The following is a 25,415-nucleotide window of genomic DNA, read 5'->3' on the forward strand; positions in this document are numbered from 1 at the left end:
ACTGTTTATAATGTACCAAGTGCCTGTTGGATGTCATCAATAATATCATTTACATCTTCCAGCCCAACAGAGAGTCGCAGCATGTTGTCATTGATTTTCATCAACGCTTTCTCTATTGCCGGAGTATCCCAGAATATAGTAGAAGCAGGATGTATGATCATCGATTTATTGTCGCAAAAGTTGGTGCCGCGCTTGATCATTTTAAGGTTGTTCATAAACCGGAAACAGTTCTCTTTGCCATCAAGTTCCACATTGATTAAACACCCAGACTTTCCTTTAAGGAATTTTTGGGTTAGATCATGGTATTTAGCACCTTTTAATGCAGGGTAATCCACGTGCTGCACTTTTTCTGACTTGCTAAGGAATTCAGCAGTTCTAAGCGCATTTTCGCATATTCTGTCAATCCTCAGGGTGATGGTTTCCAAACCAAGCAGTTGCAAGAATGCACTGTTGGGAGAGAGGCAGGCTCCGGTATTTCTGTAAATCTCCTTGTGCATACGTTTATAGAATGCCTCCTGACCAAATTTCTCATATTGCTCTGCAAGCTTGGGAACAGATGCCCATTTATCCGATGGGTAGCAAAGTATTGTGCCACCAATGGAAGTGGCTCCACCTGAAACGAATTTAGTGTTTGAAAAAATCTCAATGTCAATCCCGAGATTTTTACTTTCAAAAATATAGGGGGTAAGTACGCTGTTGTCAGCAATCAAAGGGATGTTTTTTTTAGAAGCGATGTCAGAAATTGCCTTAAAGTCGTACACGATCAATTGTGGGTTGGTCAGTACTTCCATAAATATTGCCCGCGTATTGCGGTCAATATTACCTTCTATTTCTTCTGGGTTCTCCAGATTGACGAATCGCACTTCAACGTTGAACTCTTTCAGGGTCTTTGCAAAAAACGACCAGGTATTACCAAAAAGATAAGGAGACGTAATAATATTATCGCCACTGCTACATAACGTCAGGAATACATTTGATACGGCCGCCATTCCAGAACTAACGCAGAGTGCATTGTCTGCGTTACTGAATAGAGCAAGCCTTTTTTCAAGTTCAGTCACGGTGGGATTTCCTATGCGGGAGTATATATATGCGTCACTCTCGCCACGAAAAGCCTTTTCAGCATCTTCTGCCGATTCAAAATCATAGGAAGCTGTCTGATATATTGGAGTTTTCAGACTTCTGTGTTGCTGGTCTTCTTTTCCGGTTGTGCCGTGGATTAGTTTTGATGAAATATGTCTCATGTTTTTATCTAATGTCTTTATTTCTTTCTATACAGGTTGAATCATTCTAAAAGCCGCTAATGGTATAGCTCGCAATAAATTGATTGTAAAGGTATTTATTTTCCTTCATTTTTCAATTTTAAGGACTCTTCAAATCGGATTCTTTTTGTTTTGGAGGTGCTTTATTTTCATTTTGATAGTTGAAATACTCTGCTAAACAGGAAAATAGGTAATAGAATAATAGAATGTGATTATTGTTTATGAGAGAATTTGAATTGTTTAACGTTGTGTTAACATCGAAAGCCGTGTTGCATCGCTGTTTGTTTGTATGAGAGCTGATTATCAATACTTATAAGCGATGACTATTTGTAATCAGTCTAATTTATATAAAAAAAAGTTGCAAAACTATTTGCATGTGTTTATATATTTCATACATTTGTTATACAAAAATAAACCAAAAAAAATCTTCAGCCATGACGACAATTCAATTTAACAACCATTTATTAGGACTACAGGACAAGTTGCGTTATTTCGCATTAAGTTTAACAGCCAACGATGAAGATGCACAGGATTTATTGCAGGAAACCATCTTGAAGGCTTTAACCTATCGGAATCAGTTTACGGCCAATACCAATTTCAAAGCATGGGTGTTTACTATCATGAAAAACACTTTTATAAATAATTACCGCCGTAATCAAAAAACAAAAAACACTTTTGATGGTGGAGACGATGCCAACAGGTTAGCTTACCGTAGTAATTATGCATCTGAAACCCCTGAGATGGTTCACAGTGTTACTGAAATGAATCGCTACATTGACCAGTTGGAAGATGAATTTCGTATTCCTTTCAAAATGCATACAGATGGTTATAAGTATAAAGAAATTGCCGAACAGCTTGATTTACCGATAGGTACAGTGAAAAGCAGAATTTTCTTCACCCGCAAGAAGTTGCAGGAAATGTTAAAAGATCGTGAAGGAAGCTATGTCTATTAATTTTTTTAAAAAATAATTAGGTAATAAAGAACTTAATTCGTTAAATTTGCATAGTTTTGGGTTTAGGTTTAGTAGATGAGTGAACAACCGGTTTTGACAAAGGTCGAAACCGGTTGTTTTTTTATAGTGGTTTATTTGAAAATAAACGAACCTTATTAAACTCCTTCTTCCTTCATTATTCTTCTCAACAGAAGCATGAATTTATCTGTTCTTATCTTATCTTTGGTTATAAGTTTTAAAATTAATAACTCAAGTTTCGCATTATAGCTAATTTGCTGTAAATTAAACAAGTTTAACCCTTTTAGGGTTCTGAACCCGTTGATTATCAGTCAGTCGTAAATTTCTTTATGGTTATTCAAGTTCAACCACATTCGTGGTTTAAAGCCTGAAAGGAGCCATAATAAAGTATTTCTCACACAGGAAAGTGACTGAAAAGCGAGTTCCATGTGGCCAATGAAAAACAAATTATAGACACATGAAAGGCTTAAATGTAAATAGTCGCGGGTGCTAACCCGGGGCTAAAGGTAGATTTTATATTCAGGGGCAACCCTGAAAAAGGTTGAATATAGTGAGAATTACAAGTGCGAAACTTAAATTAATAATAACAACCACATAAATGAGCACTGATAAATCTAAAACAGGGCGATACAATCGCTTGTATGATCAAATAAAAGAATTGGTTTTACCTGTGAACAATCCGGTTTCGCGTATGTCAACCATCACTGCGTTACTGCATCATAAAATGAAAGGTTATTTCTGGACCGGATTTTATTTTCTTGATGCGGGAGAATTGATTGTTGGTCCTTACCAGGGGCCGATTGCTTGCCTCAAACTTAAAAAGAATACTGGGGTTTGCTGGGCCGGCATCAACTCAGGGGAATCGGTCGTTGTTGAGGATGTTCATCAATTTCCAGGTCACATTGCCTGTTCGTCACTGAGCAACTCAGAAATTGTGGTGCCTGTAAGAAACAGCAACAACGAAGTTGTTGCTGTTCTGGATGTGGACAGTCGTGAATTTGCTATGTTTGACGAAACTGATCGCATACATCTTGAAAAAATTGTTGCATTGATTTACATGTAATATATGAGAAAAACAGTTCTGATTACCGGAGGAGCACGAAGGGTAGGAGCCGCTCTTTCACGTTTTTTTGCTCAAAAAGGTTGGAATGTGGTGATTCATTATAATCGCAGCAGTGATGTTGCCAGAGAATTGTCGCAGGAGTTGTCAGGACTGTTTGCTGATCAGCATTTTCCGGTTGTTCAGTGCGATCTGTCTGAGTTCCCTGAAAAACTGATAGAGTTTTTCAATCAATTACCACAAGAACTGAGTTCAATAGATGTAGTGATTAACAACGCATCGGTATTTGATCCGGGATTATTGAGTGAAACAACGCCGGAACTGCTCAAAAGTCAAATGAGCGTCAATTTTGAGGCACCTCTATTTCTGATGCAGAGCTTTGTTAAGTGTTTTAAATCCGGCGTTATTGTTAATGTTATTGATACAAGGGTAACCGATAACAGTTTTTCGCATGCAGCATACAGCATATCGAAAAAAGCACTGATGCACCTGACAAAAATGGCTGCATTGGAATGGGCTCCTGATGTCCGGGTAAATGCTGTTGCTCCGGGGCCGGTTTTGCCTCCACCGGGCAAAACCGATGATTATCTTCATGCAGTAATTAAGGAGACTCCTTTAAAAAAGCAGGTAAAACTTGATAATTTGTTGGAAAGTGTCTATTTTTTGGTTGAAAATGATTCCATTACCGGCCAGATCATCTTTTGTGATTCCGGAACACATTTAACCTGAATGAATGGCACAAATAAAAATCAAAAACTTACTGTTGAGAACTCAGATCGGGTTCAATGATCATGAAATAGGGAAGAAACAGGACTTGTTGCTGAATATAACCATTGATTATGACTTGGCAGGTGAGGAGGTGTCTGATGAACCAAATCAGGCATTGAATTACAGAACCATTTGCAAAGAGGTGATTAGATTGGTTGAAAACGGTCATTTTAACCTGTTGGAGAAAGTGGCTGAAAAAGTTGCGGCATACATCGTTTCAATTGATAGGGTAAAAGGAGTTTCTCTGGAAGTGGATAAGCCGCACGCCCTGCGTTTTGCCGAGAGTGTCTCTTTTTCTTTAACAAAAACTAAGTAGGAGAAGCGCCATGAACAGAATGATCATCAGCATTGGATCCAACATTGAACCATTTCACCATATTAAGGTGGCACTGGGGAAATTGCAGAATCATTTTGAGGTTTTGTCTGTTTCATCATTGCAAACCACCAAGCCCATTGGCATTGTTGATCAGCAAGATTTCATTAATGGTGCTGTTTTGGCTACAACGAATGAGGCTAAGAAGAAGGTGAATATCATTCTTAAAAAGATTGAGAACGAAATGGGGCGCGACCGGACAGTTCCTAAGTTTGGACCACGTAACATTGATTTAGACCTCTTAATCTGGAACGATGAAGTGGTGGACGATGACTATCATACTCGTCCGTTTTTGCAGGAAGCCGTTAAAGAACTTCAGAGTATTTAATCTTCATCAAAGAACAGGTTAACCTGGTGAACACCTTCAATTTTTCTGAGTTTTGAAACCAGTTCACTTCCCTTTTGCTGATCTTTTAAATTCACATAATAGGAGTACTCCATAATTTGGTCGTAATCGTCACCAATGGTTTTAACATTTACCAGTTTATGTGTTTTACAGTATTGCTTAAATGAGTCTCCAAAGGGATTTTCAGGCAGTCCATCGCCTTCGGTAGTGATGTGCATTAAGAATTCTCTTTTCCCCGAAAGGGAAAAGCTAAACTGTGTAACCAGTAAATAAGCTGATCCAACCATAAACGTTCCTAAAAATGCAATGGCATAGAGTTTTACCCCGGCTGCCAGGCCAATCGCCAGCGCAAAAAATATGAACATGATGTCCGATGCGTCTTTAACAGCTGTCCTGAAACGTATGATCGACATGGCTCCAACCATACCAAATGCTCTGGCCAGATTGTTTCCAATTACCATGATGACAATGGCTGTGATCATGGTCAGCATGATGATAGAGATGGTGAATGCCGAAGAATAATTTAATCCTTTATATGTGTGTTTGTATAGTAAGGCAATAATAAAACCACAGGTCATTGCCACCAATACGTTGGCAAATACATCCCGGGCAGTTATACTAAATGTGAAAATCGATTGAATATCTTCCATTCTGATGTTGTTGTTTTAATAGGTAAGCTTGCGATTATACTTGCTTACATCGTATCCAATGGTATATTTTGAAATGGCATCGTTACGGAGTTTGAACTCCTGTACCAGCGAACGTGCCCATATGGGCATTTCGTTGGTGAAATATTTTATTTCAAGAACAAAGTGGTTGTTAAACAGTCTTTTAAGATGCTTGTCTTCGTATAAAGCATCAAGTTTTGGGTAAACCTTGCTTCTGATGTTCTTATCAAATGTAATTCTTACGCCGGCATCTATTTTTCCCTGGTATGCTTCTCTTTCATAGACTATCAGATTACTGGGGCGGTACTGTTTTTTCTTCAAATGGAAGAAAAAACGTTTTGCATCGTCCAGTGCCTCTTTTCTGCTTCCCGTAATGATGTAGTCTTCCAGTCGTGAGTATTTCATCATATCCTCCAAATCTTTATAAAGAAGAGTGGAACGATGCTTTTTTATGCGATTGCCTATTTTTCGTTTAATCTCCAGGATAACTTTACTCTTATCATTGAGCGTGTCATAACCTCTGATGCGCAGTTTACGTCTCAGTTTTATTCCACTGTCCTTTTGCGTATAGCATTCCATGTCCAGAGAGTCCAGATAGATGCTGCGGACAGTATATTGATGTAAGCCATGTTGATTTGGATGAGCATATTTGTCGGGCACTACAAATGGCATCAAACGCTTGCGCAATGCATCCATTTGCTCATTCGGTACCAAATATTTACGCTCGTATCTAAGCATTACAATTAGTTGTGATAAATGTTTTTACTCATTCTGATTAGGTACTGCGCCAGTGAAATATTCCCGTAATCGATCCGTGCATTTACTTTCAGGTTAGGGCGCAGTTCTCCATCTGGATTTTCAAAAATGGCTGTCACAAATACTGCCTGCCGCTGGTTGATATGCTCTATATTATCATCTATATGGATGATATTCCCCGAAATGGAATTTCCTATATTATCAATGATTACTGCCATTCCATCTGTCACATAGTCCAAGTTGTAAACTTCAACAGGCATCAACAAAACCATTTGCTGGTTTTGTATAACTCGCATGAGGGTTTCATTGCTGGTTGTGTTTCTTATTCCTGAAGAAACTGTGCCCGAAATAGGAGAGGTGATGAAAAATGCATCAAGTCTTTGGTTCACATTTTCAATCTGTTCATTGATGGCTCCTATAACGGCTTCTACTCTTTCTACTTCCTCGCGCTTTGCCCCCGATGTAAGCACTTCATAATTGGCTCTGGCTATGTTGATTTGTTGCTTCTTTATGTTGTAGCTGTTTTGAGCCAGTTCATATTCCTGCAGTGCAATGACGTTTTCTTCATAGAGGGATTGTGTCCGTTCCCAGAGTTTTTTCTCTGTTTCGTATTCGGTTTGAGCCAAAATCATTTGCTGATAAGCAGCTGCAATTCTTTCAGGAGTTTCGCCCGTTAGGGTTATTTGCTTCATCCTCATTTGTTCTTCCAGGTTGCCTTTTAACTCCAAAAGCTTGAAATATTCCAGGTGAGAATGAATTTTTCCAATGGTATCGCCGGCAGTAATTTTTCCTCTCTGGTTTATCTCGGGAAACTTCCTGAATTCAACGTGATCGCCACGTTGAAATTCGGTGGCTGAGAATTTTGGGATGGTGTTGGTTCTGTTATCTTTAAGAGTGTTTACAATGGTTCCGTCAAATGATTTCTCCAAACGCCACTCCATTACGGGCAGCAAAACCCCATTTGTATTAATGGTGTACGGTATTTTAATATAAAATGTTACTGGTATTAAAAGTAGAAAAAATACTATAACAATAATTGGTCTCAGACCCTTTCCAATATTCATCCCGTATGTTTGTGGTTTGATTTTAATGAGATGCGAAAATAGTCAAAAATACTCCCTTAAGCAAATATCCATGTATAGATGTTAAGTAATTGTTAAATTTGTATTACATTTTTTTAAATCCATGACCATCCAGAAGAAGAGGGGTCCATTTTTCTTTTAACCTAATAGAACTTAATGTATCGGATTTGATCCCTCGGTAAATAATTAAAAACAAGCCAGGTATCTTGTTACAGCATTGTTGATCCCTTTTTAATCGACCGTAAAATGTAGTTGGTCAAATTGTTCTTCTGTTTCTTGTCTTTATTGTTTACTTTTAATTTGTGATAAATGGAATTGTATCGATAATTGTGCTATGAATAAGTTGACAGTCATGCTAAAATAGCAATAGAGCCCAAAAACTACTAAAAAAGCGGGGCGTACTGAAAAGCTAAATGAGTGTGAATTAAAAAAGGAATAAAATGAAGACAAGAAATAAAATTACAAGTATTTCTATGGTTTTGTGTTTGCTAATAGGCTACAGCATAGAATCAGAAGCTTGTACTAGAGTGGTCTACAAAGGACCAAATAATACGATTTTAACAGGAAGGACTATGGATTTTTCTATAGAAATACCTGCCAACCAATGGATATTTCCCCGTGGAATGAAACGAAACGGTGAAGTTGGTAAAAATTCGATTGAATGGGTATCCAAGTATGGTAGTTTAGGTGTTAGCACATGGGATATCGCCATTGCCGATGGATTGAACGAAAAAGGTTTGGTAGCTAACTTGCTTTGGTTGGTTGAATCAAACTACCCTACATTCGATAAGGAAGGTGAAACAAAAGGAATGGCTATTTCTCTTTGGGCACAATATGTATTGGATAATTTTGCAACCGTTGCTGAAGCCGTTGAAGAATTAAGTAAAGAATCATTTGCTATAGTTTCTGATTTTATCCCCGGCACAGACAAATTCACCACAGTGCATTTATCCATTTCGGATGCCAGTGGCGACAATGCCATTCTTGAATACATCAAAGGGAAATTGGTGATACACCACGACTCATCATACACAGTGATGACCAATGACCCGCCGTATGAACAACAGTTAGCCATAGCTAAATATTGGGAAAATATTCCGGGCAAAACTTTTCTACCAGGATCAGTAACAGCAGCTGACCGTTTCGTTAGAGCTTCTTTTTTTATAAACTCCATCCCACAAACTGATAATACAAGAGTGGCCGTAGCCGGGGTTTTTAGTGTGATTAGAAATGTGTCAGTACCATATGGTTTCGAAATTGAAGGATACCCAAATTTATCTACAACACGTTGGCGCTGTGTCGCAGACCAAAAAGAATTGGTGTATTACTTTGAAACGGCATTAACGCCAAATACATTTTGGGTTGACCTTAAGAAAATTGATTTTAGTGAAAAGGCAGGTGTACGAAAATTGGATTTGTCAGATAATGAAACCTATGCAGGCGAAGTTTCTGCAAAATTTAAAAAGTCCAAACCATTTCAATTTTTAGGATTGTGAACAAAAATTTGGTTAAGAGATTTTAAGTAGGTGTATTCTATTTTCTTTCAGCAATTATTGTTTTGTACATTGCATTAGAGTTGACGAAAACCTAGATAAAGATTTTGATTTAACAAAAATAGACCCCATTGATATTGCACATATTGAAGTTATCAAGAATACTGAAGAAAGCAAGTTATATAATAATGAAAACAGTGGAGTTGTGAAAATCAACACAAAAGAATTTGTTCTCAGTGTACTAATGAGAATGGTTGATTAGAAGTCCAAAGATGAGTTCGTTTTGCGTGATTATAATCAATTAAGGATTATCTTTTGTTCATCAATGAAAAGGAAGTTGACTTTGCAAAACTAATTAGCATTACGACTCCAACAATTGGGAAACAGGAAATTGTAAAATTAAAAGACGAAAAAAGTAAAATAATGATATATTTAAAGTAAATAATATTCAACCTCTTTTTGAGGCTTAAACCGATTTTAGAAATTAATGATTTGAATGATTGCATAAGCAATCATTTTTTTATCTTTGCATAGTGTTACTAAAATAAAAAAACGTAACACTAATTATTCTGCATATTTTATTCGGGAATTATAGAATGCGAATAAGTGAAAAGCTGGATGCACCGTCTGATTGTATGGAATTGAAAGATTTTCGATTTGTATCAGGGATATGAAACTTAGTTTGGCCTTAATCAATGAAAAATTATTCTTTTCAAAATATTGCAACGTTTTGGTTCCCAATTTATCGGGAACCAAATACTTAAACACATTATTTTCAAATGAGAAAATTAGTAAAACAACCGCTCCTTTTCATTTTAATATTACTATTCGGTTTTTTAAATGGTAATGCGCAGACCATAAGAGGCGTGATTACGGACATCGAAACATCTGATCCTCTTCCGGGCGCTAATATTACCATAGCTGGTTCTAGAGAAGGTGTAATAAGTGATTCCGATGGAACCTTTCTGATAAATATCGAGGATTGGAGCAATACAATTTTGAATATTACTTTTATAGGTTATCATAGTAAAGAGATTGACCTGGCTTCTCATAGTTCCGATCATATTTTAAGTATTCAACTGTATCCCAACCACCATACACTGAGTGAAATTACCATTTCCGGAGCTATTTCGAATCCAGTAAGAAGAAATGGGGATGCTCTTTTTACCGGAACCGCACTAACCTCCAAAGGACTCAGTATTGGTGGAGCGCCCGCATCTGCCAGTGTTTATCATGCTCTGGATATTCTTCCCGGAGTTTTAACCGAAGGCATTGATGGTTATGGTTTGTCCGATAAGTCGGTGCGTATTCGGGGCATACGTAGTACTTTTAGCGGGATGACATTAGAAGGTTTTCCTAATTACGGAATTATGCCCATTGGAGCCCGTGACGACATATACGATATGGAAAACATAGAAAGCATCGCTTTGTACAAAGGTGCATCTCCGGCAGATTTAGGAACTGCAACCGGTAGTAAGGGTGGTGCCATTGAATTGAGGTACCGCAGGCCAAATGAGGAGTTTGGAGCAGAAGTGAATCAATCAATTGGGAGTCACAATTTTTATAGGTCATTTGCAAGGGTTGATTTGGGTAAAACTGCATTTGGAACATCGGCATTCGTCTCATTTTCGGCAACCGAGGCGGATAAATGGAAAGGCCCCGGGAAAATGGGTCCCCGATACAATGCAGTAACAGGTATTTCTCAACAATTTAATGAAAAGTTTGAGGCCGAAGTATTTGTTAATTACAATAGCATCAAACGAAATGCTTATAGGAGGTTAAGCTATTCAGAGGCCATTAATTTGAATGAAAATTATACGAAAGATTTTTCATCAGAATTAACAGGGGTTGCGTCGCAAGATTTCAATTATTACGGTTACAATGACGGAACATTTACGAATATGGATTTTATGGGAATCGTTAGATATACTCCCGATGATAATACTTCTGTTTCGATAAAAGGATATGTATCCAATGAAGAGGCTGACTACGATGGTACAGTGCAGCGTGGACCTAATTTCTTCAAGACAACCAGCATGAGAGATATTAGCCGAATGGGAGTAATTCCTGAAATTCAGGGAAGAATGAATCAAATTTCATATTCAGCAGGGTATTGGTTGGAAATATTTGATAATGATGCGCAAGTATATAACACGCGTATTGCTGATCAGGGATTAATTCCCGTTGGTTATGGGTTTTTCTCTGTGAATGAGAAGAAAGGGATAATTCACAGTCCGTATGCTAAATTGGCATACTCACCGGGCAGGTTTAAACTTCAGGCCGGCTTGAAATACTTCCACTTTACAGATCCGGCAACAGAGAGGTATAATTCAGTTTCAGCCACCGAACTATCCGAATTGCCAAATGAGTCGTTATACACAAGAAAAATGACGCACCACGCATTATTGCCTTCATTTGGTATTGGATACTCTCTGAAAGATAATATGCAGTTATACATTAATTATGGAAAAAACTATATGCGCCCTTATATGTATAATCCCATTATATCGTTGTATGTGAACAATATGACTACATTTACTGATGCCGGGATGAATTTACAGGACATTTTTGACCAGTGGAAAATGGAAACCTCACATCATTTTGATTTTGGATTTAGATATGTTTCCAATTACCTGACTTTGTCACCGTCGATCCATTATGCCAGGCACAATAATGTGCTGGCTTCAGCATATGACTCAACTGTTGATCTGGATTATTTTCAAAACGTTGGCGAACAAACAGCCTGGGGTGTTGATACTGAGTTTTATCTACATCCGGTTTCGTGGTTCACTTTGATTCTCAACCCCACCTACACAAACATAAGCTATGATAAAAATCTGGAGCGCCAGGATGGAATAATTGAGATAAAAGGCAACCAATCACCTGCCACCCCCCGTTTCAGCCTGAAATCTGGAGCTCTATTCTCAACGAGCAATATGGACATATCTTTAATTTACAAACGCATTGGCAAAAGATACGGTGATGCCACCAACATCGAAAAGATTGATGCTTACGGACTTTTTGATTTCTCCATAAATTATAGTTTCGAAAACATAAGCTTCATCAGAAACATAACTGCCGGAGTTGACGTTAAGAATGTTTTTGACAAAAAACACATCGGAATTATTAACACATCGGATGACAGCCATCAGGGAAGTGCTACATATTTTGCCGGACCTCCAAGGATTGTTTCAGGAAAAATTAGTTTGAAGTTTTAACGGGTAAAAACATAAGAAGGCAGATTTTTTAAAATTTGCCTTCTATTTATGATGCCATCGAGTTTTTGCGCCTTCATGTGCATTTTATTCCATGGCCATCAAGAACATACTGGGAGGTTGCACTGCAGTCCAGACAAAGGTTCTCATTATTCACTTCAGTGATTCTCGATTTCATCGTGTTTTCTTTACAAACATCACAAACAATGCTTTCCATTATGGGGGCATAGGGAGGTATGCTGGTCTCTTTATCTTCAATTTTGAAAATATCGTTGAAGGGAATGGTTAAAGTTGCAAACGACGCTTTAGAAGCAGCTTTTCGGAATTCTCTTTTAATATTTTCATCATGGTTTTGTTCAATCACCACCTGCTGGAACAGATTACTGAATTCGGGCGACTTTTGATTGATGGTTAGCCTGGAGTCGTTTTTAGCACACACTCTTATTCCTTTGCCATTACGGGTGGTAAGCGTGAAAGCATTCTTTCCAATATCCCGAAAAATAAGAGCGTTGTTGCCAAATGAGCAGCCGGTTATGTACTGAACGCCATCTGCAAAGCAGTTGTTGGTCTCGGTAATGGCCAGAAGGTCTTCCATCCCGTCGGAATGATTTTTAATTTGGTTCATGGCTTTAACGGCAGCTATAACACCCATGGCTAATCCCGGACAGTAATGTCCGTGTATTTGAGCAGCACCAATGAGTAGTTTTTCCAGATTTTCTGATTTTATATCCATGATGATTTCAGCTCTGGGGTTACCCTTTAATCGTTCAACGCGGATTTTATTCTCTGATTTACTGTTTTCGTAAAAACTGTAATCGGCTGGTTTTATATCAAGAATGGGAGTCTCATTCATGGCATCAAGCCCCGTAACTGTGAGTTGATTTCCTTCTACTGAATGCAATTTTACAGTTGTTACTCCAATCCCATTTGGCCGATGCGGACTCCGACTGGCAAATACTCCTTTTATTTCTCCCGTGTAAATGGGGGTTATTAGCTTGTAGTTCTGCGAGCGGTGGAAATTAAATACAACATCAATGGCGGCCAGCTCATTTAAATTTTGCAAACCATCAGCAAATTCAGGTAAAATTTCCAGTACACTTTTCTCTTTTTTCAATACAAACCCGTCTTTAGGATCAATGATCTGATTCTTAACGTATCCTATTGGTTGAAAATGGATATCCATAGTTGTTTATTTTTATTTGATGACGATTGTTATATATTTGTTTTTCAGAATTTGTAGTCAATTGTTAATCCGTTGTTATTAACTTTGTCTCATGTAATCGATAATTAAAGGTTTATAACCCGGGATGTTGGGGGTAAATGTCATATTATATGGTTGTTACTTCGCTGGAACAGGTTAAGGATATCAGGAAAAAGAAACCCAAAGAGGTTTCTTTTGAGATTGTTGGGTATGATAATGATTTTAACAGCGAATGGACTCAACGTTTCAATCATCTTCTGGCAGAATGCGGATGCAGTTCTGGTCAGCAATATATCATGTATGCCTCTCCTCTTTATCTTTTGGCGATAATTGCTATGGCATCGTTCACATCAATTGGTAAACCATTAATTGTTGGTTTATTTCTTGGTGCCATTGTTGTTACCGGCGCTACCGGTAAAATTGCAGGTCTTATTGAAAAAAACAACAAACTTAAAGCTCTTACCGGAGAGTTGTATTCAGTTACCGGTTATATAGACTCATCAAATGGGTAGGATATAGGTCTGGCTACCATGTGATATTTTCTGAACTTCTGTTTCGTACAAGGTTTTTATGTTCTCTTCGTTGATGACCTCTTTCCCCCCGTGGGCAATAATGTGCCCTTTTTTCATAAGAAAAAAATTGCTTGCATACCTGGTTGCCAGATTTAAATCGTGAATGACCGTTACAATGGTTATTTTTTTATTTTCTGAGACCTGTTTTAGTAATTGCATCACTTCAATCTGGTATTTCAAATCGAGGCTTGAGGTGGGTTCATCCAGCAACAGCACAGAAGGTTCCTGTGCCAAAGCGCGAGCAATTTGAACGCGCTGAAGTTCTCCTCCGCTGATTTCATCAATGTTGCGCATGGTTAGATCTGAAAGTCCCAACTCATCAATAATCCGGTAAACCAATTTTCTGTCCTTATTTCCGGGGAGCCATCCCACATGTGGCCTACGGCCAAGCATTACCGTACTGAAAACATCCAATGGAAAAATTATTTTAGATGTCTGAGCCACGTAAGCCACCTTCTTTGCCAGATCTATTTTACGGATTTTATTTATGGAAACCCCATCTAACTCAATCGTCCCGGTATGTGGGTGGAGAATGTTGTCCAAACATTTAATAAGAGTGCTTTTCCCGCATCCATTAGGTCCCACAATGGCATAAAATCCTCCGGATTTTAAGTCTCCTGAAACGCCGTGCAGGACATCCTGATTTCCGTATGCAAATTTTATGTTTTGAAATGATATGGTCATCCTATCTTTTTTTGATGCGGTTAAACAACAGGTAAAGGAAAAATGGTGCACCAATAAAGGAGGTGATAATTCCCACGGGAATTACCACAGGAGCAACAATGGTACGAGCCACAATGTCGCTGGCAAGGAGAAAAAGTGCGCCAAAAATGGCCGATCCGGTTATGACGTAAGTTTCATTAAAACCCACCAACCTGCGGGTTACATGAGGAATTATCAACCCCACAAACGCAATAACCCCGAAAAAGGCAACGGTAACAGCCGTGCAAAGCGAGGCTGTAAGAACGGTTATCATCCTTAATCTGTTCACATTGATTCCAAGACTGGCAGCCACTTCATCGCCGGCATTAAGGGAACTTAAGTTGAACGTATTGTATATAAAATATGCCATGGAGGGAATGATCACGATGAGCAGAAACATGGTATTTTGATTGGTTGCCTTACCTAAATCTCCAAACATCCATGAAACAATGGCGGCAAGTTCCACATCGCTGGAGATATATTGCATCAGTGAAGTGGCGGAGCCAAAAAGTGCCGATAGAATTATTCCTGCCATTATGAGGGTTTCCGGGGTGGCTCCGCGCCATCGTGCAAAACCTGTAATGAGAAAAGTACAGGCCATTCCCCAAATAAAAGCCGATAACGTAATCAGATACGGACTGTTTTTCAATGATTGCGCGATTCCATGTTGTGCTGCGTAACCTAAAAGAACAATGGCCAATGCTGCACCAAACATAGATGCTGCACTTAATCCAAGTGTGTATGGTGATCCGAGGGGGTTGCGAATGACTGTCTGAATAACCGCTCCCGATACCGAAAGAGCAACTCCTGACAGTATGGCAGCCAATACCCGCGGCCATCTGATGTGAAATAGAATTTGTCTGCTTACATCATCTCCTTTTCCAAGGAGAAGCTCCGGGATGTTTAATATGGTGAGGTTAGAGCTTCCAATGGCCAAACCTGCAACTGACAATAGCAACAGGGCAACAAGACCTGTTGCCAAGATAATTATCCGATTTTGTTTTTGTCTTTTTATTGCATGCATGTCCAGCCGTTGTACATTTTTATCAACTCTTCACTTACATCGTTTCCAAGCATATACTCATAAATGGAAGTGCTTTTTTCTTTAAACATTAGCGGAGTTACTGCATCCGGATATAGTATTGAAGCAACATACCATGCGTTGGTCAGAACTGTTTCGAAATTTGTGGAATACCAGTTGTGTGGCATAAGAAAATGAACCTTATTATTCTGAACGGCTTGAAGAGTTGCTTGCAGAGGTGTTCCATTGGCAATTTGAGGCAGAACCAATTCTCGTCCTGCTGCGTCAACAAAAATCCTGTCGGGATTCCAGGTTATAAGTTGTTCTATGTCAATTTCAACAGTAGAGCCAATAGTCAGAGGCAAGTTGCTTCTTTGAGCCAATTCAGCAGCTACGTTTTCAGCATTTACAAATATAAATACATCAAAAAGCGGTATGGTGGAAGTGATGGAGCGTGAGCCGCTGTAGGATATGCCACCGGCATAGACCGTTTCATTTTTTTTGTGGGTTTTGGCTGACACCTTGTTTAGTTCTGCAATTTGATTATCAATAAAATGTATAACGGAATCGGCTCTGGACTCTGTGCCTGTTACAGTGCCAATGGTTTTAAGCGATTTGTTAAAATCGCTTCTTTGGTTTGTTAAGTTACCGGGTTTAATTACAACAACCGGAATTCCCGTTCTTCGTTGAAGGTCATTGGCTTCTCCAATGGTGGCGTTGGTCATAAATATTACATCCGGGGCATTGATGGCTATCAATTCAGCATCGCCTCCATGCATTGGTCCTATTATTGGTTTTTCAGTAAGTTGTGGTTGTGCAAATGCATAAGCACGTCCCGGCCGGCGTTCAATATCTTCAACTCCGGATATTTTTTCGGTTAGTCCCATATAAACCAACATTCGTAAAGCTCCGGATTTTAGGCCAACGATGCTCTCAATATTAACAGGGATTGTAACTTTTCGGTCTGCCATATCGGTTATGGTAACCGTTTCCTGAGCTATGCGCGATTGGGGATTCCCACAACCCACAATAAGGACGAATAGAATTGATAGTATCTGTTTGGCGTTGATCATATATTGGTGCGTGAATTTTTAAAATCAGGCTCTGCTCATGGTCAGTTTACCATGCTGAATCCCTTTTATGGCAATCAGTTTGTCCGACAGCTCGGTTAATAGCTTTGCTTCTCCTTTTACGGCAATAATCTCCATGCAAATGTCGTGGTTCAGGTGAAAGTGCTGCGAAGAGAGTATTTCATGGTGATAATGGTGCTGAATGTCATGAAGTTTATGAACCAACTCCCGTTTGTGGTGGTCGTAAATTAACGTTATGGAGCCAACCACAATATTATTGCACTCCCATTTGGAACGTGCAGTATTCTCAGCAATCAGTTGTCTGATGGCTTGTGAGCGATTGGTGAATCGGTTCTTTTTTACAAATTCATCCAAGTCGTCTAATAACTCCTTTTCAAGGGATACCCCAAAACGAACTACACTCATGGTGGCACAATTTAATAAATTCGTGTTATTATTACAAAAGTATTCTTTTTTACTAACTCATCCAATATTTAGGAAGGAGAGTTTTTTCGATGGGTGTAAGGTTTAGGGATGGAGGGTAGATTGGAAATCGGAAATGAAGCGTAGCGGAATTCCGCAAAGCGGAACCGGAGATCGGAAACTGGAGTTATGGCTGGGGAGTTTTGGGTTGATAGTTTATGGTTTTTTTGCGAAATGGAGTTCCGAAAGGAGGGATGTTGTGGTGCGATAGAAGTCAATAAGTCAATAGACCATTCGGTCAATGAATGAATGAAAACAAGAGACGAAGCGCAGCCGAAGTCCCGCAAAGCTGGATAAAGCATAGTTTAGTTTCACAAGGCGAAATAAATTGAAACGAAAAGCCGAGTATCAATACCCGCACAGCGGAAACGAAGTATAGCTATATCAGAATCCTTTTAGAAAAACCCATTACTCCACCGTAGGCGGCAAATGTTAATATAACATCAATTTAATAGTGATAAAAGCACCTCGCAGGTTTGCGTTATTCTAATCAAAGATTTGTATGTATGGGCTAAAACTCGTGAAAAATGGTAGATATACTTTTACAAAGTAAACTTACGCATGCCCTAAGGCATGCGTATTCTAAAATTAAAGTGTCTCTTCTTTTTTTAATAGCTCGTTAATAAATTTTTAATAACTTAAAAATCAATCATTTACGAATCTATTATGATGTTGTACAATCAGCTGATAATAAGAAATTGACTTGTGTCTAATCCCGATTATCTAAGGAATAACAATCTATTGATAATATAAACCTATTTCTTAATAAATTTAAGAACTTCAGACTCTTCTTGAGTACTCAGTTTTATGTAATATAATCCTTGTTCAAGTTGTGATAAATCTATGGAGGTTTTACTTACAAATTCGCCCTTTAGCATCGTTATGCCTTGTAAATTCAAGATAATAAATGTTGTTACTACATCATCCCTTTCAGTATCAATACTTAGCTGATTTGATGTGGGATTTGGGTAGATGACCGTCTTGTTGACTTTTTGTAATTGATCAACTGTTGTTGCTATTTCAAATGTAGCGGTTAGTTCAATGTCTCCCACTTCAGTGATCCACTCAATATTTCCTTCATCAACCCATAACCCTTGTTCTAAATGGTGAACGGTTAAGATTTGCGATGGAGAAAGTGCATAGTCGTATATTCGCATTAAATCAAGTTTGCCCTGCATTTGATGTTTTTCGTGCCACCCTGTCCAGTTCCAGGCTCCAAACCGGCAAGTTAAATTGTTGTGGAATGAAATGCCTCCGGGTGAATTTCCTGTGCTTTTTAATTCTCCATTGATGTATAGCCTTCTTTCTTTTCCTTTTTCCCAAGTGGCAACCACATGCAGCCAAGTGTTAAGGGGCACGTTTGTTGCGGCTGTAGCTCCGCCGTCTTTTATGCCAAAAACAATTCTTCCACCTTCATGGATATTGCTGCTTATGGCAAAGTCGTTTGCGGTGTTTTCGTTTCCATAGTTTGCTCCCTGAACAACTAAAACCCCTGCCTGGCTGGCCGGCCCGTAACTCTCAAGTTTTGTCCAAAAGCTGAAAGAGAATGCCTCGGTAAAGTTGAAATTTGTGTTGGTATCGATGTACCTCACCCCTCCGTCAAAATAATACGCACTATTTGGTTCATTTGTAATGCCTGTTGTCAAAGTTGCTCCGTTATTGGTGGCATCATGATTTCCGGTTTCATCATTTGCATTCCCGTTAAATTTGTAATATGCCAAATAATCATTTGCCGCATCACGTATCCATCCCTTAAAAGAGAATCCTTGTTTAGAAGCACTGTTTAATTGTATGGGCAGGTCGTAAACAGTAAAAGTGGCGGGATTATCGTGAGTGACTCCTTCAACATTCCTGTAATTAATTTGATATACTATGGCATCGCTCCATTTAGCCCACAACTCAATGTTGTTTGCTTCATTTATGATTTCTACAGATTCTCCTTCAAAAAGTTGGTTATTATACCATCCTTGAAAGTTGTAGCCGGCTTTTTTCGGATTTTTCAATAAAAGGGGTAAATCATCGGCAATAAAGTGTTCTGGGTTTTCCGGATGATTCTCCCCACCATTTAATTGGTAGGTTATAGAAATGGATTCTCCTAAGGCCGGAAAGCATATGAATCCCGTCATTGTTGTTAAAATCACAACAATCAAATTTAGTTTAGTGCTTTTCATCGTTGGTTTAATATTTATTTGGTTGCTAATGGTTTATGATGATTGCAAAATTAGAGATAATTCTTTGTGTTTTTCTGTATTTAAGAATAAAAGTAATCTTTTGAATTCATCTTTTCCCTTAAATTAACTATAGCTCTTTTTTTATGCTGTGAGTTTAATGTAAGATTAAAAGCCGCATAAGAGTGCCTAAATACTCCAAAATTAGATTTTTAGTGACTCTATCCCTATTATTAGGTATTAATTTACACCTCTATTTATAACTTCTTGAAAAATAGGGCTGTGGGATTTTCATTCCTATTATAAAACCCCTATTAATGGGGATTGTAGAGCCGATAGAGCATATATATTTTTGCATATGATTTTATTCAACCGAAACTAAACTAAGCTTTGTCTAATGATCCTTCGATCCGGTAAGATATTTATCCTCTTGTTGCTGTTGTTTTGTAACAGTGTTTATGGAAGCAATTATGGTTTATCTGTAAAGGGAGTGGTGCTGGATGAAAACAATAATCCTGTTCCCGGAGCGAATGTTGTTTACAATGGCGGAACAATGGGGGTTGTTACTGATGGGCAAGGTGTTTTTGAGATCAACAACCTACCGATAGAAAAACAAGAGTTGGTAGCTTCTTCAATGGGATATGAGGCAGTAACTTATGAATTGGATGGTCATAGTGATGAGTCATTTATTACGCTGCGTCTTAAGTCATCTGATTTTATTTTGAATGAGGTTCAGGTGGTGAGTAGTCAGCGTGACAACCGGCGTAGGTCTGAGAGCACCGCTGTTGAAGTAATCAATCAGGATTTTTTATTTAATAATTACTCCGGTTCGTTGATGCAAACCCTGCAGCGCGTTCCGGGTGTTAGTTCAATGGATGTAGGAACAGGAATTTCCAAGCCAGTTATACGTGGTTTAGGATTCTATAGGGTTGTGGTTGCTGAAAATGGGATAAAACACGAAGGGCAACAGTGGAACAGTCACAGTGGTTTATCAATTGATCAACAGGGAATTCATCAAATTGAAATCATAAAAGGCCCGGCATCTTTGCAATACGGATCTGATGCCATCGGGGGTGTTATAAATATTCTGCCTGCCCCGATTCCTCAGAATGGTGAGATCAGCGGAAATGTTTCGCTGACCGGAAAAACTAACACTGCATGGATGGGTGGCTCTGCTTCTGTGAGTGGTCGCAACGGAGATTTCTACTTTCACACCGGGTTTACACATAATAGCTTTGGCGATTTTAAAATCCCTGAAACCGATGAATTCATTCTTCCAGCTCCGGTAAGTGCTGCGGAGGCTTCTCATCGTGTTCCTCTGGGGAACCAGGTTTACAACACCGCAGGTCGTGAAAATGCAGTTTCATTAACCACGGGGTTGGTAAAATCATGGGGAACAAGCTATTTTGATATGAGCTATTACTCCAATAAAACCGGATTCTTTGATTATGTGGGCTTGCAATATGAAGATCAACGTGCCGATCATGCAAAAAATCGCCGGGATATTCGTGTGCCATATCAAAAAGTAGATAATTATTCCTTAAACCACTTTACCAACGTTGCCCTTGGAGAAAATCGATTGCAGATGGCTTTGGGGTATCAGTATAACGAGTCGGCTGAGCATAGTTTCCTGTTCGATCGAACAGGAAACCGTTATGAAGATTTAATCTATTACAGAGAAAAAGATAATCTGGAATTGTTGTTGAAACTTCATAATGTAAGCGCCAACTTTTTGTACTCCATCCGAAGTATCGAAAACCACACCATCGACTTTGTATTGAATTCTCAATATCATTATCATACAACCGATGGATACAATCATATTTTGCCACATTACAACAGGACTTCCATAGGTGCCGGTGTTTTATATAAGTATGAATTTTCGCCGCAATGGCTGTTTAATGCAGGCGCCAGGGCTGATTTTAATCGTTTTGAAATGGAGCAGTCGCTTAACCCTGATCCGGCATACGGTGATGCAGTATTTAATCCCGATTTCAATAAAAATTTCAACGGTTCCTCTTTTTCTGTTGGTGTAAATCATCTGCCGGACAATAATACCATCTGGAAATTGCATGTAGGGAAAAGTTATAGAGTTCCATCGGCCTATGAGTTAGGAGCCTATGGATTGCATCGACATGAGGGACGCTTCGAGAGAGGAGACCTGAACATTTCTCCTGAACAAGCCTGGCAGTTTGACGCCGGACTGGATAAACGTATCGGTGATTTTGAGTTTTCGGTTTCTCCTTTTGTAAATTACTTTACCAATTATTTATTCCTTAATCCAACACCCGAGTTGCGTCCCGAAGGGCAAGTTTATGAGTACCGCCAAACTGAAGCACTGCTTACCGGAGGCGAAATAAGTTTGGATTATATGTGGCGTCGATTCCAGTTTAATGCATCGGCAGAATATGTTTATGCTGTAAATCTGGAGTTGGAACGTCCTTTGCCTTTTACACCACCTTTTTCTGCTATAGTTGGTGTTAATTATCAGTTGAATGATGGCAATGTTTTTAAACGCAGCAGTATTGGGTTGGAAGCATTGACTGTGGCCGACCAGAATATGACTGTCCCAAATGAATTGAATACCCCGGGGTATCGTATTTATAATTTCAATGCCCGCACAACGGTTGCTTTTGGCAGACAAGAAGTTAATATGCGTTTAACTGTGCGAAATTTGCTGGATGAGCAATATTTTAATCACATTAGTTTTTATCGTAGAATGCGCATCCCGGAGCCGGGACGTGATGTTCAGTTATTTGTAAATATACCTTTTTAAAATAATTTATGTTTAACCAAACCCTGCACGGCAGGAATAATTTTTTTAACATTATGAAGTTATCAATTAAATTGTTTGCATTATTATTTGTATCTGTTTTTGTATTTGCATCTTGTAGCGATGACGATGATGATACAACCACACCTCCTGAAATTACCAATTTTAGTGCTGGATTGCATTATGGAGCAGGGAATACCATCGTAAAAGAACCGGGTGCTGAAATTATTGTGGATTTTGATGCCCGTTCCAGGAATGATGGACGTTTAGTTGCGTACCACATTGAAATTCATGATCATCCTGAGAGTGGAGATCCTGATGATGAGTATAAGATTATTGACGATTTGTTTGATAATGATCCAAAATTTATGAATACACGCAATGCTTCAATTCACAAGCATATTGCAATTCCGGCAGATGCTCCTCTTGGCGAGTATCATGTTGAGGTAATTGTTTTTGACGAGTATGGAAATACTTCTGATGTGGATGCCATCATCTTCCTGGTAGCTCCTGCTGACGAGTAAGATTCTATTATTAAATCAATAGATCGTTAGACTTTAAGATGTTAGATTTAAGACATTAGCAAGATTCTTATTGTCAGATAATTTCATTTTTTGCTTGCAAGTTTATATGTGCCTAATAATTAGGTTAATAAAAAAAGATTAACGAACTATTATAAATAAAACATTGATAAATGAAACGCTTGATTTTTGTAAGTTTGATTGTGGTATTGTTTGTTTCTTCTTGTGTGAAAGATTCAGATACAGAGGCCGAAGCACCAAAAGTTGATATTCTGTTGCCTTTTGCTTGTGATACCGTATATTTTGGTGAAGAATTTACCTTTCGTTTAAAATTGACCGATAAAAATGCGTTGGGTAATTTAAGTATGGATGTTCACAACAATTTTAATCACCATAGCCATGGTGATAACGTAACCTGCCAAATGGATGAACGGAAAGAAGCCATTCACCCCTATTCTAATGCCTGGATTCATTCATTACCTAAACAGCGTGAATATATTTTTGAGAAAATTCTGACCTTTCCCAAAGAAACAGAAGAGAATAATATCCATGACCATGGTGATTATCATTTTCATATATACGTAACCAATGAAGATGGCTACCAGGTTTTCACTACTCTGGATATTAAAGTTCTTCACAGGGATGATTTTGATTGATTTTGCTATTTGTTTTAGAGATTTACTTGAAAAATTGGAGCTTTTGGCTCCCATTTTTGCTTTTAACAAAATGCATTCATTGGAGTAGAGTTTATTAATCGCTAAGATAAAATCAAAAAATCTTTATACATTTGACTGAACCCTTCTATTAATAGATTTTATGAATAATAAATATGTTGATTTTATAACCGATGAGCATTTATTGCAGTGTATTGAAAATTTGTACGCTTCATATATAAAGGCAAAGGCGAGAATTTCAAAGAAGAAGTTTTACAATAATAAAATTGATACGATAAAGTTAACTTTCGATGCCAAATTCAATAATCTTGATGAAGAAAGCTTAATTGAAACAGAGGTTCTTCGGCAAATTGATAAATCCATTAACAATTCCATTGGAACTTTTCATGAACAAGTACTTGGTGGAATTGAAGGTTTTGAAATTGGAAATTTGAGTGGTTTTGACATAAAAGCATCTGATAATACATTGTTTGCCGACATTAAAAACAAGCACAATACGATGAATAGCAGTGCATCCGAAGCTCTTTTTCAAAAATTGGCGCGATATGCAGATGATTATAAACAAGCCAAATGTTATTGGGTTCAGATATTAGCAAAAGGAAGTTTTAACGAGCACTGGAAAGGAGATATTAACGGAAAAGAATATAGTCATAGCCGGGTGTGTAAGATATCAGGTGATCAGTTTTATGCACTTCTTACAGGAAAAAAGAATGCTTTTTTTGAATTGTATAAAGCTTTACCTGTTGCCATTGATGATTTCCTGAAAAATATTGAAAAGGAACAAGGTGAGTCGATTAACTCTGCACTTTCTGAGATAAAGAAAGAAACAGAACACTCACGTCGCTCTATCCTCGACCAAATAACATTTGAAAATTACAGTTATTATCTTGGGTTTGATAATTTATAGAACTCATTAAGGAGTTTTACTATTGAATAACCCACTTCTTGTGCGAGATTTACAGGAACTGCATTTCCTATTTGTTTATACTGTTGCGCCAATGAGCCTGCAAATTGCCAATCGTCCGGGAAGGTTTGGATTCTAGCATACTCACGGACTGTGAAAGGTCTGGTTTCATCGGGATGGCATCTCTCTGTCTGTTTTTGTGCCGGGCTGCAAGTTAAAGTTAAAGATGGTTCATCCCAGCCAATTCTTCTTGCCATTCCGGTTTTTCCACCACCGAGATAAAAACTGCCACCCATGTAATCTTTTTGAATTTCTATGGGTAAATCGCGCCAATAGCCTTTAGGCGGTATTAAATCAAGCACTTTCTTCTTATATTCAGGGTACTTTGCCCCTTTTGATTCAGGAACATCACTATCGTATAACTCACCTTTTTTTAAAGCATCTTCTAAATTGTATATTTTTCTGTGTGGCTTTGGGTATTCAAAATTAATGTCAATATCTTTTCTTATACCTACAAGAATCAATCTCTCTCTCTTTTGTGGAACTCTGTAATTAACCGCTTTCAAAATCTGCACAGGAGCTACTTCATATCCAATTTCGTTTAGAATTGAAATCATTCCATTTAGGGTTTTACCTTTTTCATGACTCAGCAGCCCTCTAACATTTTCTCCTATGCATATTGCCGGATTGACTTCCTGAACGACTCTTGCAAACTCGTAAAAAAGTGTTCCTCTTGCATCATTCAATCCCAGTTTTTTCCCCGCATAACTAAACGCCTGACACGGGAAACCTCCTGTAACGACATCTATCTTGTTTTTAAAATTGTGAAAGTTATAATTTTTAATGTCTCCTTCTAAAACATTCCAGTTTGGTCTGTTTTTCCGAAGAGTTTCACAGGCCCATTTATCAATTTCGTTCAGTGCTGCACAGTGTAATCCGGCTTTCTCTAACCCAATGGCTAATCCACCTGCCCCGGCAAACAGCTCTAAAACAGAGTATTTATTCTCAGGTTCAACAAAATTTGTAACATCGTCTTCAATAACTTCGTCAAAAAGACTACCTAATAAAGCTTGAACATCAGCCTTTCTATATACTCTATAGTTAGAAACGGGTTCACGAACAGCATTAAGAATACCTTCTTTATCCCATCTTCGCAATGTTTCCTTACTTTTACCTATAATTTCTGATGCTTCTGATAGTGTTAAATATTCTTGCATATAACCATGTTATTAAACCTTGCACAATGGTTACAAATATATGAATTGTTTTTTAACCAGAAAACAAAATTGAATAAGCATTAAATTAATAGTAGTTTATGTATTTTAGATTAGACTG

Annotated in this window: 24 protein-coding genes; 13 read left to right on the top strand and 11 right to left on the bottom strand. The window is 38.2% G+C overall.

All coding sequences use genetic code 11. The features are described from left to right. Positions 1–5: 5 nt before the first annotated feature. On the bottom strand, positions 6–1,241 hold the full coding sequence (locus EV194_RS15075; RefSeq protein WP_132435063.1) for a PLP-dependent transferase: 1,236 nt from the start codon (positions 1,239–1,241) through the stop codon (positions 6–8). 452 nt (positions 1,242–1,693) lie between these two features. Between EV194_RS15075 and EV194_RS15080 the strand changes: the two genes are divergently transcribed. The 5 genes from EV194_RS15080 to folK all read left to right on the top strand — a co-directional run bounded on the left by EV194_RS15080 (position 1,694) and on the right by folK (position 4,759). Next, positions 1,694–2,212 carry an RNA polymerase sigma factor gene (locus EV194_RS15080; protein WP_079558109.1) on the top strand — a complete coding sequence of 173 codons (519 nt, stop codon included), beginning with the start codon at positions 1,694–1,696 and terminating at the stop codon, positions 2,210–2,212. 616 nt (positions 2,213–2,828) lie between these two features. Beyond that, positions 2,829–3,293, top strand: a complete 465-nt coding sequence (locus EV194_RS15085) for a GAF domain-containing protein (RefSeq protein ID WP_132435065.1) — start codon at positions 2,829–2,831, stop codon at positions 3,291–3,293. A gap of 3 nt (positions 3,294–3,296) precedes the next feature. Then, positions 3,297–4,019 carry an SDR family NAD(P)-dependent oxidoreductase gene (locus EV194_RS15090; RefSeq protein WP_132435067.1) on the top strand — a complete coding sequence of 241 codons (723 nt, stop codon included), beginning with the start codon at positions 3,297–3,299 and terminating at the stop codon, positions 4,017–4,019. Positions 4,020–4,023: 4 nt separating this feature from the next. Then, complete coding sequence (locus EV194_RS15095; protein ID WP_132435069.1) at positions 4,024–4,374, top strand: FolB domain-containing protein; 351 nt, start codon at positions 4,024–4,026, stop codon at positions 4,372–4,374. A 10-nt stretch (positions 4,375–4,384) separates the two neighbouring features. Further along, positions 4,385–4,759 carry a 2-amino-4-hydroxy-6-hydroxymethyldihydropteridine diphosphokinase gene (gene folK / locus EV194_RS15100; RefSeq protein ID WP_132435071.1) on the top strand — a complete coding sequence of 125 codons (375 nt, stop codon included), beginning with the start codon at positions 4,385–4,387 and terminating at the stop codon, positions 4,757–4,759. Here folK and EV194_RS15105 read toward each other — a convergent pair. Genes EV194_RS15105 through EV194_RS15115 form a run of 3 tightly spaced genes read right to left on the bottom strand, consistent with a single transcriptional unit; the run spans position 4,756 to position 7,265 of the window. After that, entirely contained in the window at positions 4,756–5,427 is a 672-nt protein-coding gene (locus EV194_RS15105) for a DUF4956 domain-containing protein (protein ID WP_132435073.1), read from the bottom strand. The two genes, folK and EV194_RS15105, sit on opposite strands and share 4 nt — an antisense overlap. Before the next feature lie 15 nt (positions 5,428–5,442). Continuing rightward, positions 5,443–6,183, bottom strand: a complete 741-nt coding sequence (locus EV194_RS15110) for a polyphosphate polymerase domain-containing protein (protein ID WP_132435075.1) — start codon at positions 6,181–6,183, stop codon at positions 5,443–5,445. Between the two features lie 5 nt (positions 6,184–6,188). Continuing rightward, a complete protein-coding gene (locus EV194_RS15115) occupies positions 6,189–7,265 on the bottom strand; it encodes an HlyD family secretion protein (protein WP_132435077.1) in 1,077 nt (358 codons plus the stop codon). Positions 7,266–7,723: 458 nt separating this feature from the next. On the opposite strand from EV194_RS15115, the gene EV194_RS15120 reads away from it, so the two are divergent. Continuing rightward, entirely contained in the window at positions 7,724–8,779 is a 1,056-nt protein-coding gene (locus tag EV194_RS15120; protein ID WP_132435079.1) for a linear amide C-N hydrolase, read from the top strand. 776 nt (positions 8,780–9,555) lie between these two features. Continuing rightward, a complete protein-coding gene (locus EV194_RS15125) occupies positions 9,556–11,994 on the top strand; it encodes a TonB-dependent receptor (protein WP_132435081.1) in 2,439 nt (812 codons plus the stop codon). Between the two features lie 73 nt (positions 11,995–12,067). On the opposite strand, the gene tsaA is transcribed toward EV194_RS15125, so the two are convergent. Beyond that, on the bottom strand, positions 12,068–13,174 hold the full coding sequence (gene tsaA, locus EV194_RS15130) for a tRNA (N6-threonylcarbamoyladenosine(37)-N6)-methyltransferase TrmO (RefSeq protein WP_132435083.1): 1,107 nt from the start codon (positions 13,172–13,174) through the stop codon (positions 12,068–12,070). Between the two features lie 149 nt (positions 13,175–13,323). Here tsaA and EV194_RS15135 point away from each other — a divergent pair, with 149 nt between their 5' ends. After that, positions 13,324–13,704 carry a hypothetical protein gene (locus EV194_RS15135; protein WP_132435085.1) on the top strand — a complete coding sequence of 127 codons (381 nt, stop codon included), beginning with the start codon at positions 13,324–13,326 and terminating at the stop codon, positions 13,702–13,704. Here the strand turns inward: EV194_RS15135 and EV194_RS15140 are convergent. The 4 genes from EV194_RS15140 to nikR are packed head-to-tail and all read right to left on the bottom strand — an operon-like array spanning position 13,693 to position 16,983. After that, positions 13,693–14,448 (bottom strand): ABC transporter ATP-binding protein, encoded by a 756-nt coding sequence (locus EV194_RS15140; RefSeq protein ID WP_132435087.1) that lies wholly within the window; start codon positions 14,446–14,448, stop codon positions 13,693–13,695. The genes EV194_RS15135 and EV194_RS15140 overlap by 12 nt on opposite strands. A gap of 1 nt (position 14,449) precedes the next feature. Then, entirely contained in the window at positions 14,450–15,448 is a 999-nt protein-coding gene (locus tag EV194_RS15145; RefSeq protein WP_165921909.1) for a FecCD family ABC transporter permease, read from the bottom strand. A gap of 29 nt (positions 15,449–15,477) precedes the next feature. Then, entirely contained in the window at positions 15,478–16,560 is a 1,083-nt protein-coding gene (locus EV194_RS15150) for an ABC transporter substrate-binding protein (protein WP_132435091.1), read from the bottom strand. Between the two features lie 24 nt (positions 16,561–16,584). Next, a complete protein-coding gene (gene nikR, locus EV194_RS15155; protein WP_132435093.1) occupies positions 16,585–16,983 on the bottom strand; it encodes a nickel-responsive transcriptional regulator NikR in 399 nt (132 codons plus the stop codon). A 133-nt stretch (positions 16,984–17,116) separates the two neighbouring features. On the opposite strand from nikR, the gene EV194_RS17170 reads away from it, so the two are divergent. Then, positions 17,117–17,251, top strand: coding sequence for a hypothetical protein (locus EV194_RS17170; RefSeq protein ID WP_262708680.1), 135 nt, complete (start codon positions 17,117–17,119; stop codon positions 17,249–17,251). A gap of 544 nt (positions 17,252–17,795) precedes the next feature. Here the strand turns inward: EV194_RS17170 and EV194_RS15160 are convergent. Continuing rightward, positions 17,796–19,211, bottom strand: a complete 1,416-nt coding sequence (locus tag EV194_RS15160; RefSeq protein ID WP_132435095.1) for a LamG-like jellyroll fold domain-containing protein — start codon at positions 19,209–19,211, stop codon at positions 17,796–17,798. Positions 19,212–19,605: 394 nt separating this feature from the next. Here EV194_RS15160 and EV194_RS15165 point away from each other — a divergent pair, with 394 nt between their 5' ends. From EV194_RS15165 to EV194_RS15180, 4 genes are all read left to right on the top strand, one after another. Beyond that, a complete protein-coding gene (locus EV194_RS15165; protein ID WP_132435097.1) occupies positions 19,606–21,984 on the top strand; it encodes a TonB-dependent receptor in 2,379 nt (792 codons plus the stop codon). 53 nt (positions 21,985–22,037) lie between these two features. Then, positions 22,038–22,505, top strand: a complete 468-nt coding sequence (locus tag EV194_RS15170; protein WP_165921911.1) for a DUF4625 domain-containing protein — start codon at positions 22,038–22,040, stop codon at positions 22,503–22,505. Positions 22,506–22,675: 170 nt separating this feature from the next. Beyond that, positions 22,676–23,158, top strand: coding sequence for a DUF4625 domain-containing protein (locus EV194_RS15175; RefSeq protein ID WP_132435101.1), 483 nt, complete (start codon positions 22,676–22,678; stop codon positions 23,156–23,158). Between the two features lie 160 nt (positions 23,159–23,318). Further along, entirely contained in the window at positions 23,319–24,083 is a 765-nt protein-coding gene (locus tag EV194_RS15180; RefSeq protein ID WP_132435103.1) for an Eco47II family restriction endonuclease, read from the top strand. Here EV194_RS15180 and dcm read toward each other — a convergent pair. After that, entirely contained in the window at positions 24,059–25,297 is a 1,239-nt protein-coding gene (gene dcm / locus EV194_RS15185) for a DNA (cytosine-5-)-methyltransferase (protein WP_132435105.1), read from the bottom strand. The genes EV194_RS15180 and dcm overlap by 25 nt on opposite strands. Between the last annotated feature and the right edge of the window lie 118 nt (positions 25,298–25,415).

The organism is Natronoflexus pectinivorans, from assembly GCF_004345615.1.
Lineage (GTDB): Bacteria > Bacteroidota > Bacteroidia > Bacteroidales > Marinilabiliaceae > Natronoflexus > Natronoflexus pectinivorans.

What these genes read in the sequence shown, in the direction of transcription:
- EV194_RS15075 (WP_132435063.1), bottom strand. Translation starts at nt 1,241, where the DNA reads ATGAGACATATTTCATCAAAACTAATCCACGGCACAACCGGAAAAGAA.
- EV194_RS15080 (WP_079558109.1), top strand. Translation starts at nt 1,694, where the DNA reads ATGACGACAATTCAATTTAACAACCATTTATTAGGACTACAGGACAAG.
- EV194_RS15085 (WP_132435065.1), top strand. Translation starts at nt 2,829, where the DNA reads ATGAGCACTGATAAATCTAAAACAGGGCGATACAATCGCTTGTATGAT.
- EV194_RS15090 (WP_132435067.1), top strand. Translation starts at nt 3,297, where the DNA reads ATGAGAAAAACAGTTCTGATTACCGGAGGAGCACGAAGGGTAGGAGCC.
- EV194_RS15095 (WP_132435069.1), top strand. Translation starts at nt 4,024, where the DNA reads ATGGCACAAATAAAAATCAAAAACTTACTGTTGAGAACTCAGATCGGG.
- folK (WP_132435071.1), top strand. Translation starts at nt 4,385, where the DNA reads ATGAACAGAATGATCATCAGCATTGGATCCAACATTGAACCATTTCAC.
- EV194_RS15105 (WP_132435073.1), bottom strand. Translation starts at nt 5,427, where the DNA reads ATGGAAGATATTCAATCGATTTTCACATTTAGTATAACTGCCCGGGAT.
- EV194_RS15110 (WP_132435075.1), bottom strand. Translation starts at nt 6,183, where the DNA reads ATGCTTAGATACGAGCGTAAATATTTGGTACCGAATGAGCAAATGGAT.
- EV194_RS15115 (WP_132435077.1), bottom strand. Translation starts at nt 7,265, where the DNA reads ATGAATATTGGAAAGGGTCTGAGACCAATTATTGTTATAGTATTTTTT.
- EV194_RS15120 (WP_132435079.1), top strand. Translation starts at nt 7,724, where the DNA reads ATGAAGACAAGAAATAAAATTACAAGTATTTCTATGGTTTTGTGTTTG.
- EV194_RS15125 (WP_132435081.1), top strand. Translation starts at nt 9,556, where the DNA reads ATGAGAAAATTAGTAAAACAACCGCTCCTTTTCATTTTAATATTACTA.
- tsaA (WP_132435083.1), bottom strand. Translation starts at nt 13,174, where the DNA reads ATGGATATCCATTTTCAACCAATAGGATACGTTAAGAATCAGATCATT.
- EV194_RS15135 (WP_132435085.1), top strand. Translation starts at nt 13,324, where the DNA reads ATGGTTGTTACTTCGCTGGAACAGGTTAAGGATATCAGGAAAAAGAAA.
- EV194_RS15140 (WP_132435087.1), bottom strand. Translation starts at nt 14,448, where the DNA reads ATGACCATATCATTTCAAAACATAAAATTTGCATACGGAAATCAGGAT.
- EV194_RS15150 (WP_132435091.1), bottom strand. Translation starts at nt 16,560, where the DNA reads ATGATCAACGCCAAACAGATACTATCAATTCTATTCGTCCTTATTGTG.
- nikR (WP_132435093.1), bottom strand. Translation starts at nt 16,983, where the DNA reads ATGAGTGTAGTTCGTTTTGGGGTATCCCTTGAAAAGGAGTTATTAGAC.
- EV194_RS17170 (WP_262708680.1), top strand. Translation starts at nt 17,117, where the DNA reads ATGAAGCGTAGCGGAATTCCGCAAAGCGGAACCGGAGATCGGAAACTG.
- EV194_RS15160 (WP_132435095.1), bottom strand. Translation starts at nt 19,211, where the DNA reads ATGAAAAGCACTAAACTAAATTTGATTGTTGTGATTTTAACAACAATG.
- EV194_RS15165 (WP_132435097.1), top strand. Translation starts at nt 19,606, where the DNA reads ATGATCCTTCGATCCGGTAAGATATTTATCCTCTTGTTGCTGTTGTTT.
- EV194_RS15170 (WP_165921911.1), top strand. Translation starts at nt 22,038, where the DNA reads ATGAAGTTATCAATTAAATTGTTTGCATTATTATTTGTATCTGTTTTT.
- EV194_RS15175 (WP_132435101.1), top strand. Translation starts at nt 22,676, where the DNA reads ATGAAACGCTTGATTTTTGTAAGTTTGATTGTGGTATTGTTTGTTTCT.
- EV194_RS15180 (WP_132435103.1), top strand. Translation starts at nt 23,319, where the DNA reads ATGAATAATAAATATGTTGATTTTATAACCGATGAGCATTTATTGCAG.
- dcm (WP_132435105.1), bottom strand. Translation starts at nt 25,297, where the DNA reads ATGCAAGAATATTTAACACTATCAGAAGCATCAGAAATTATAGGTAAA.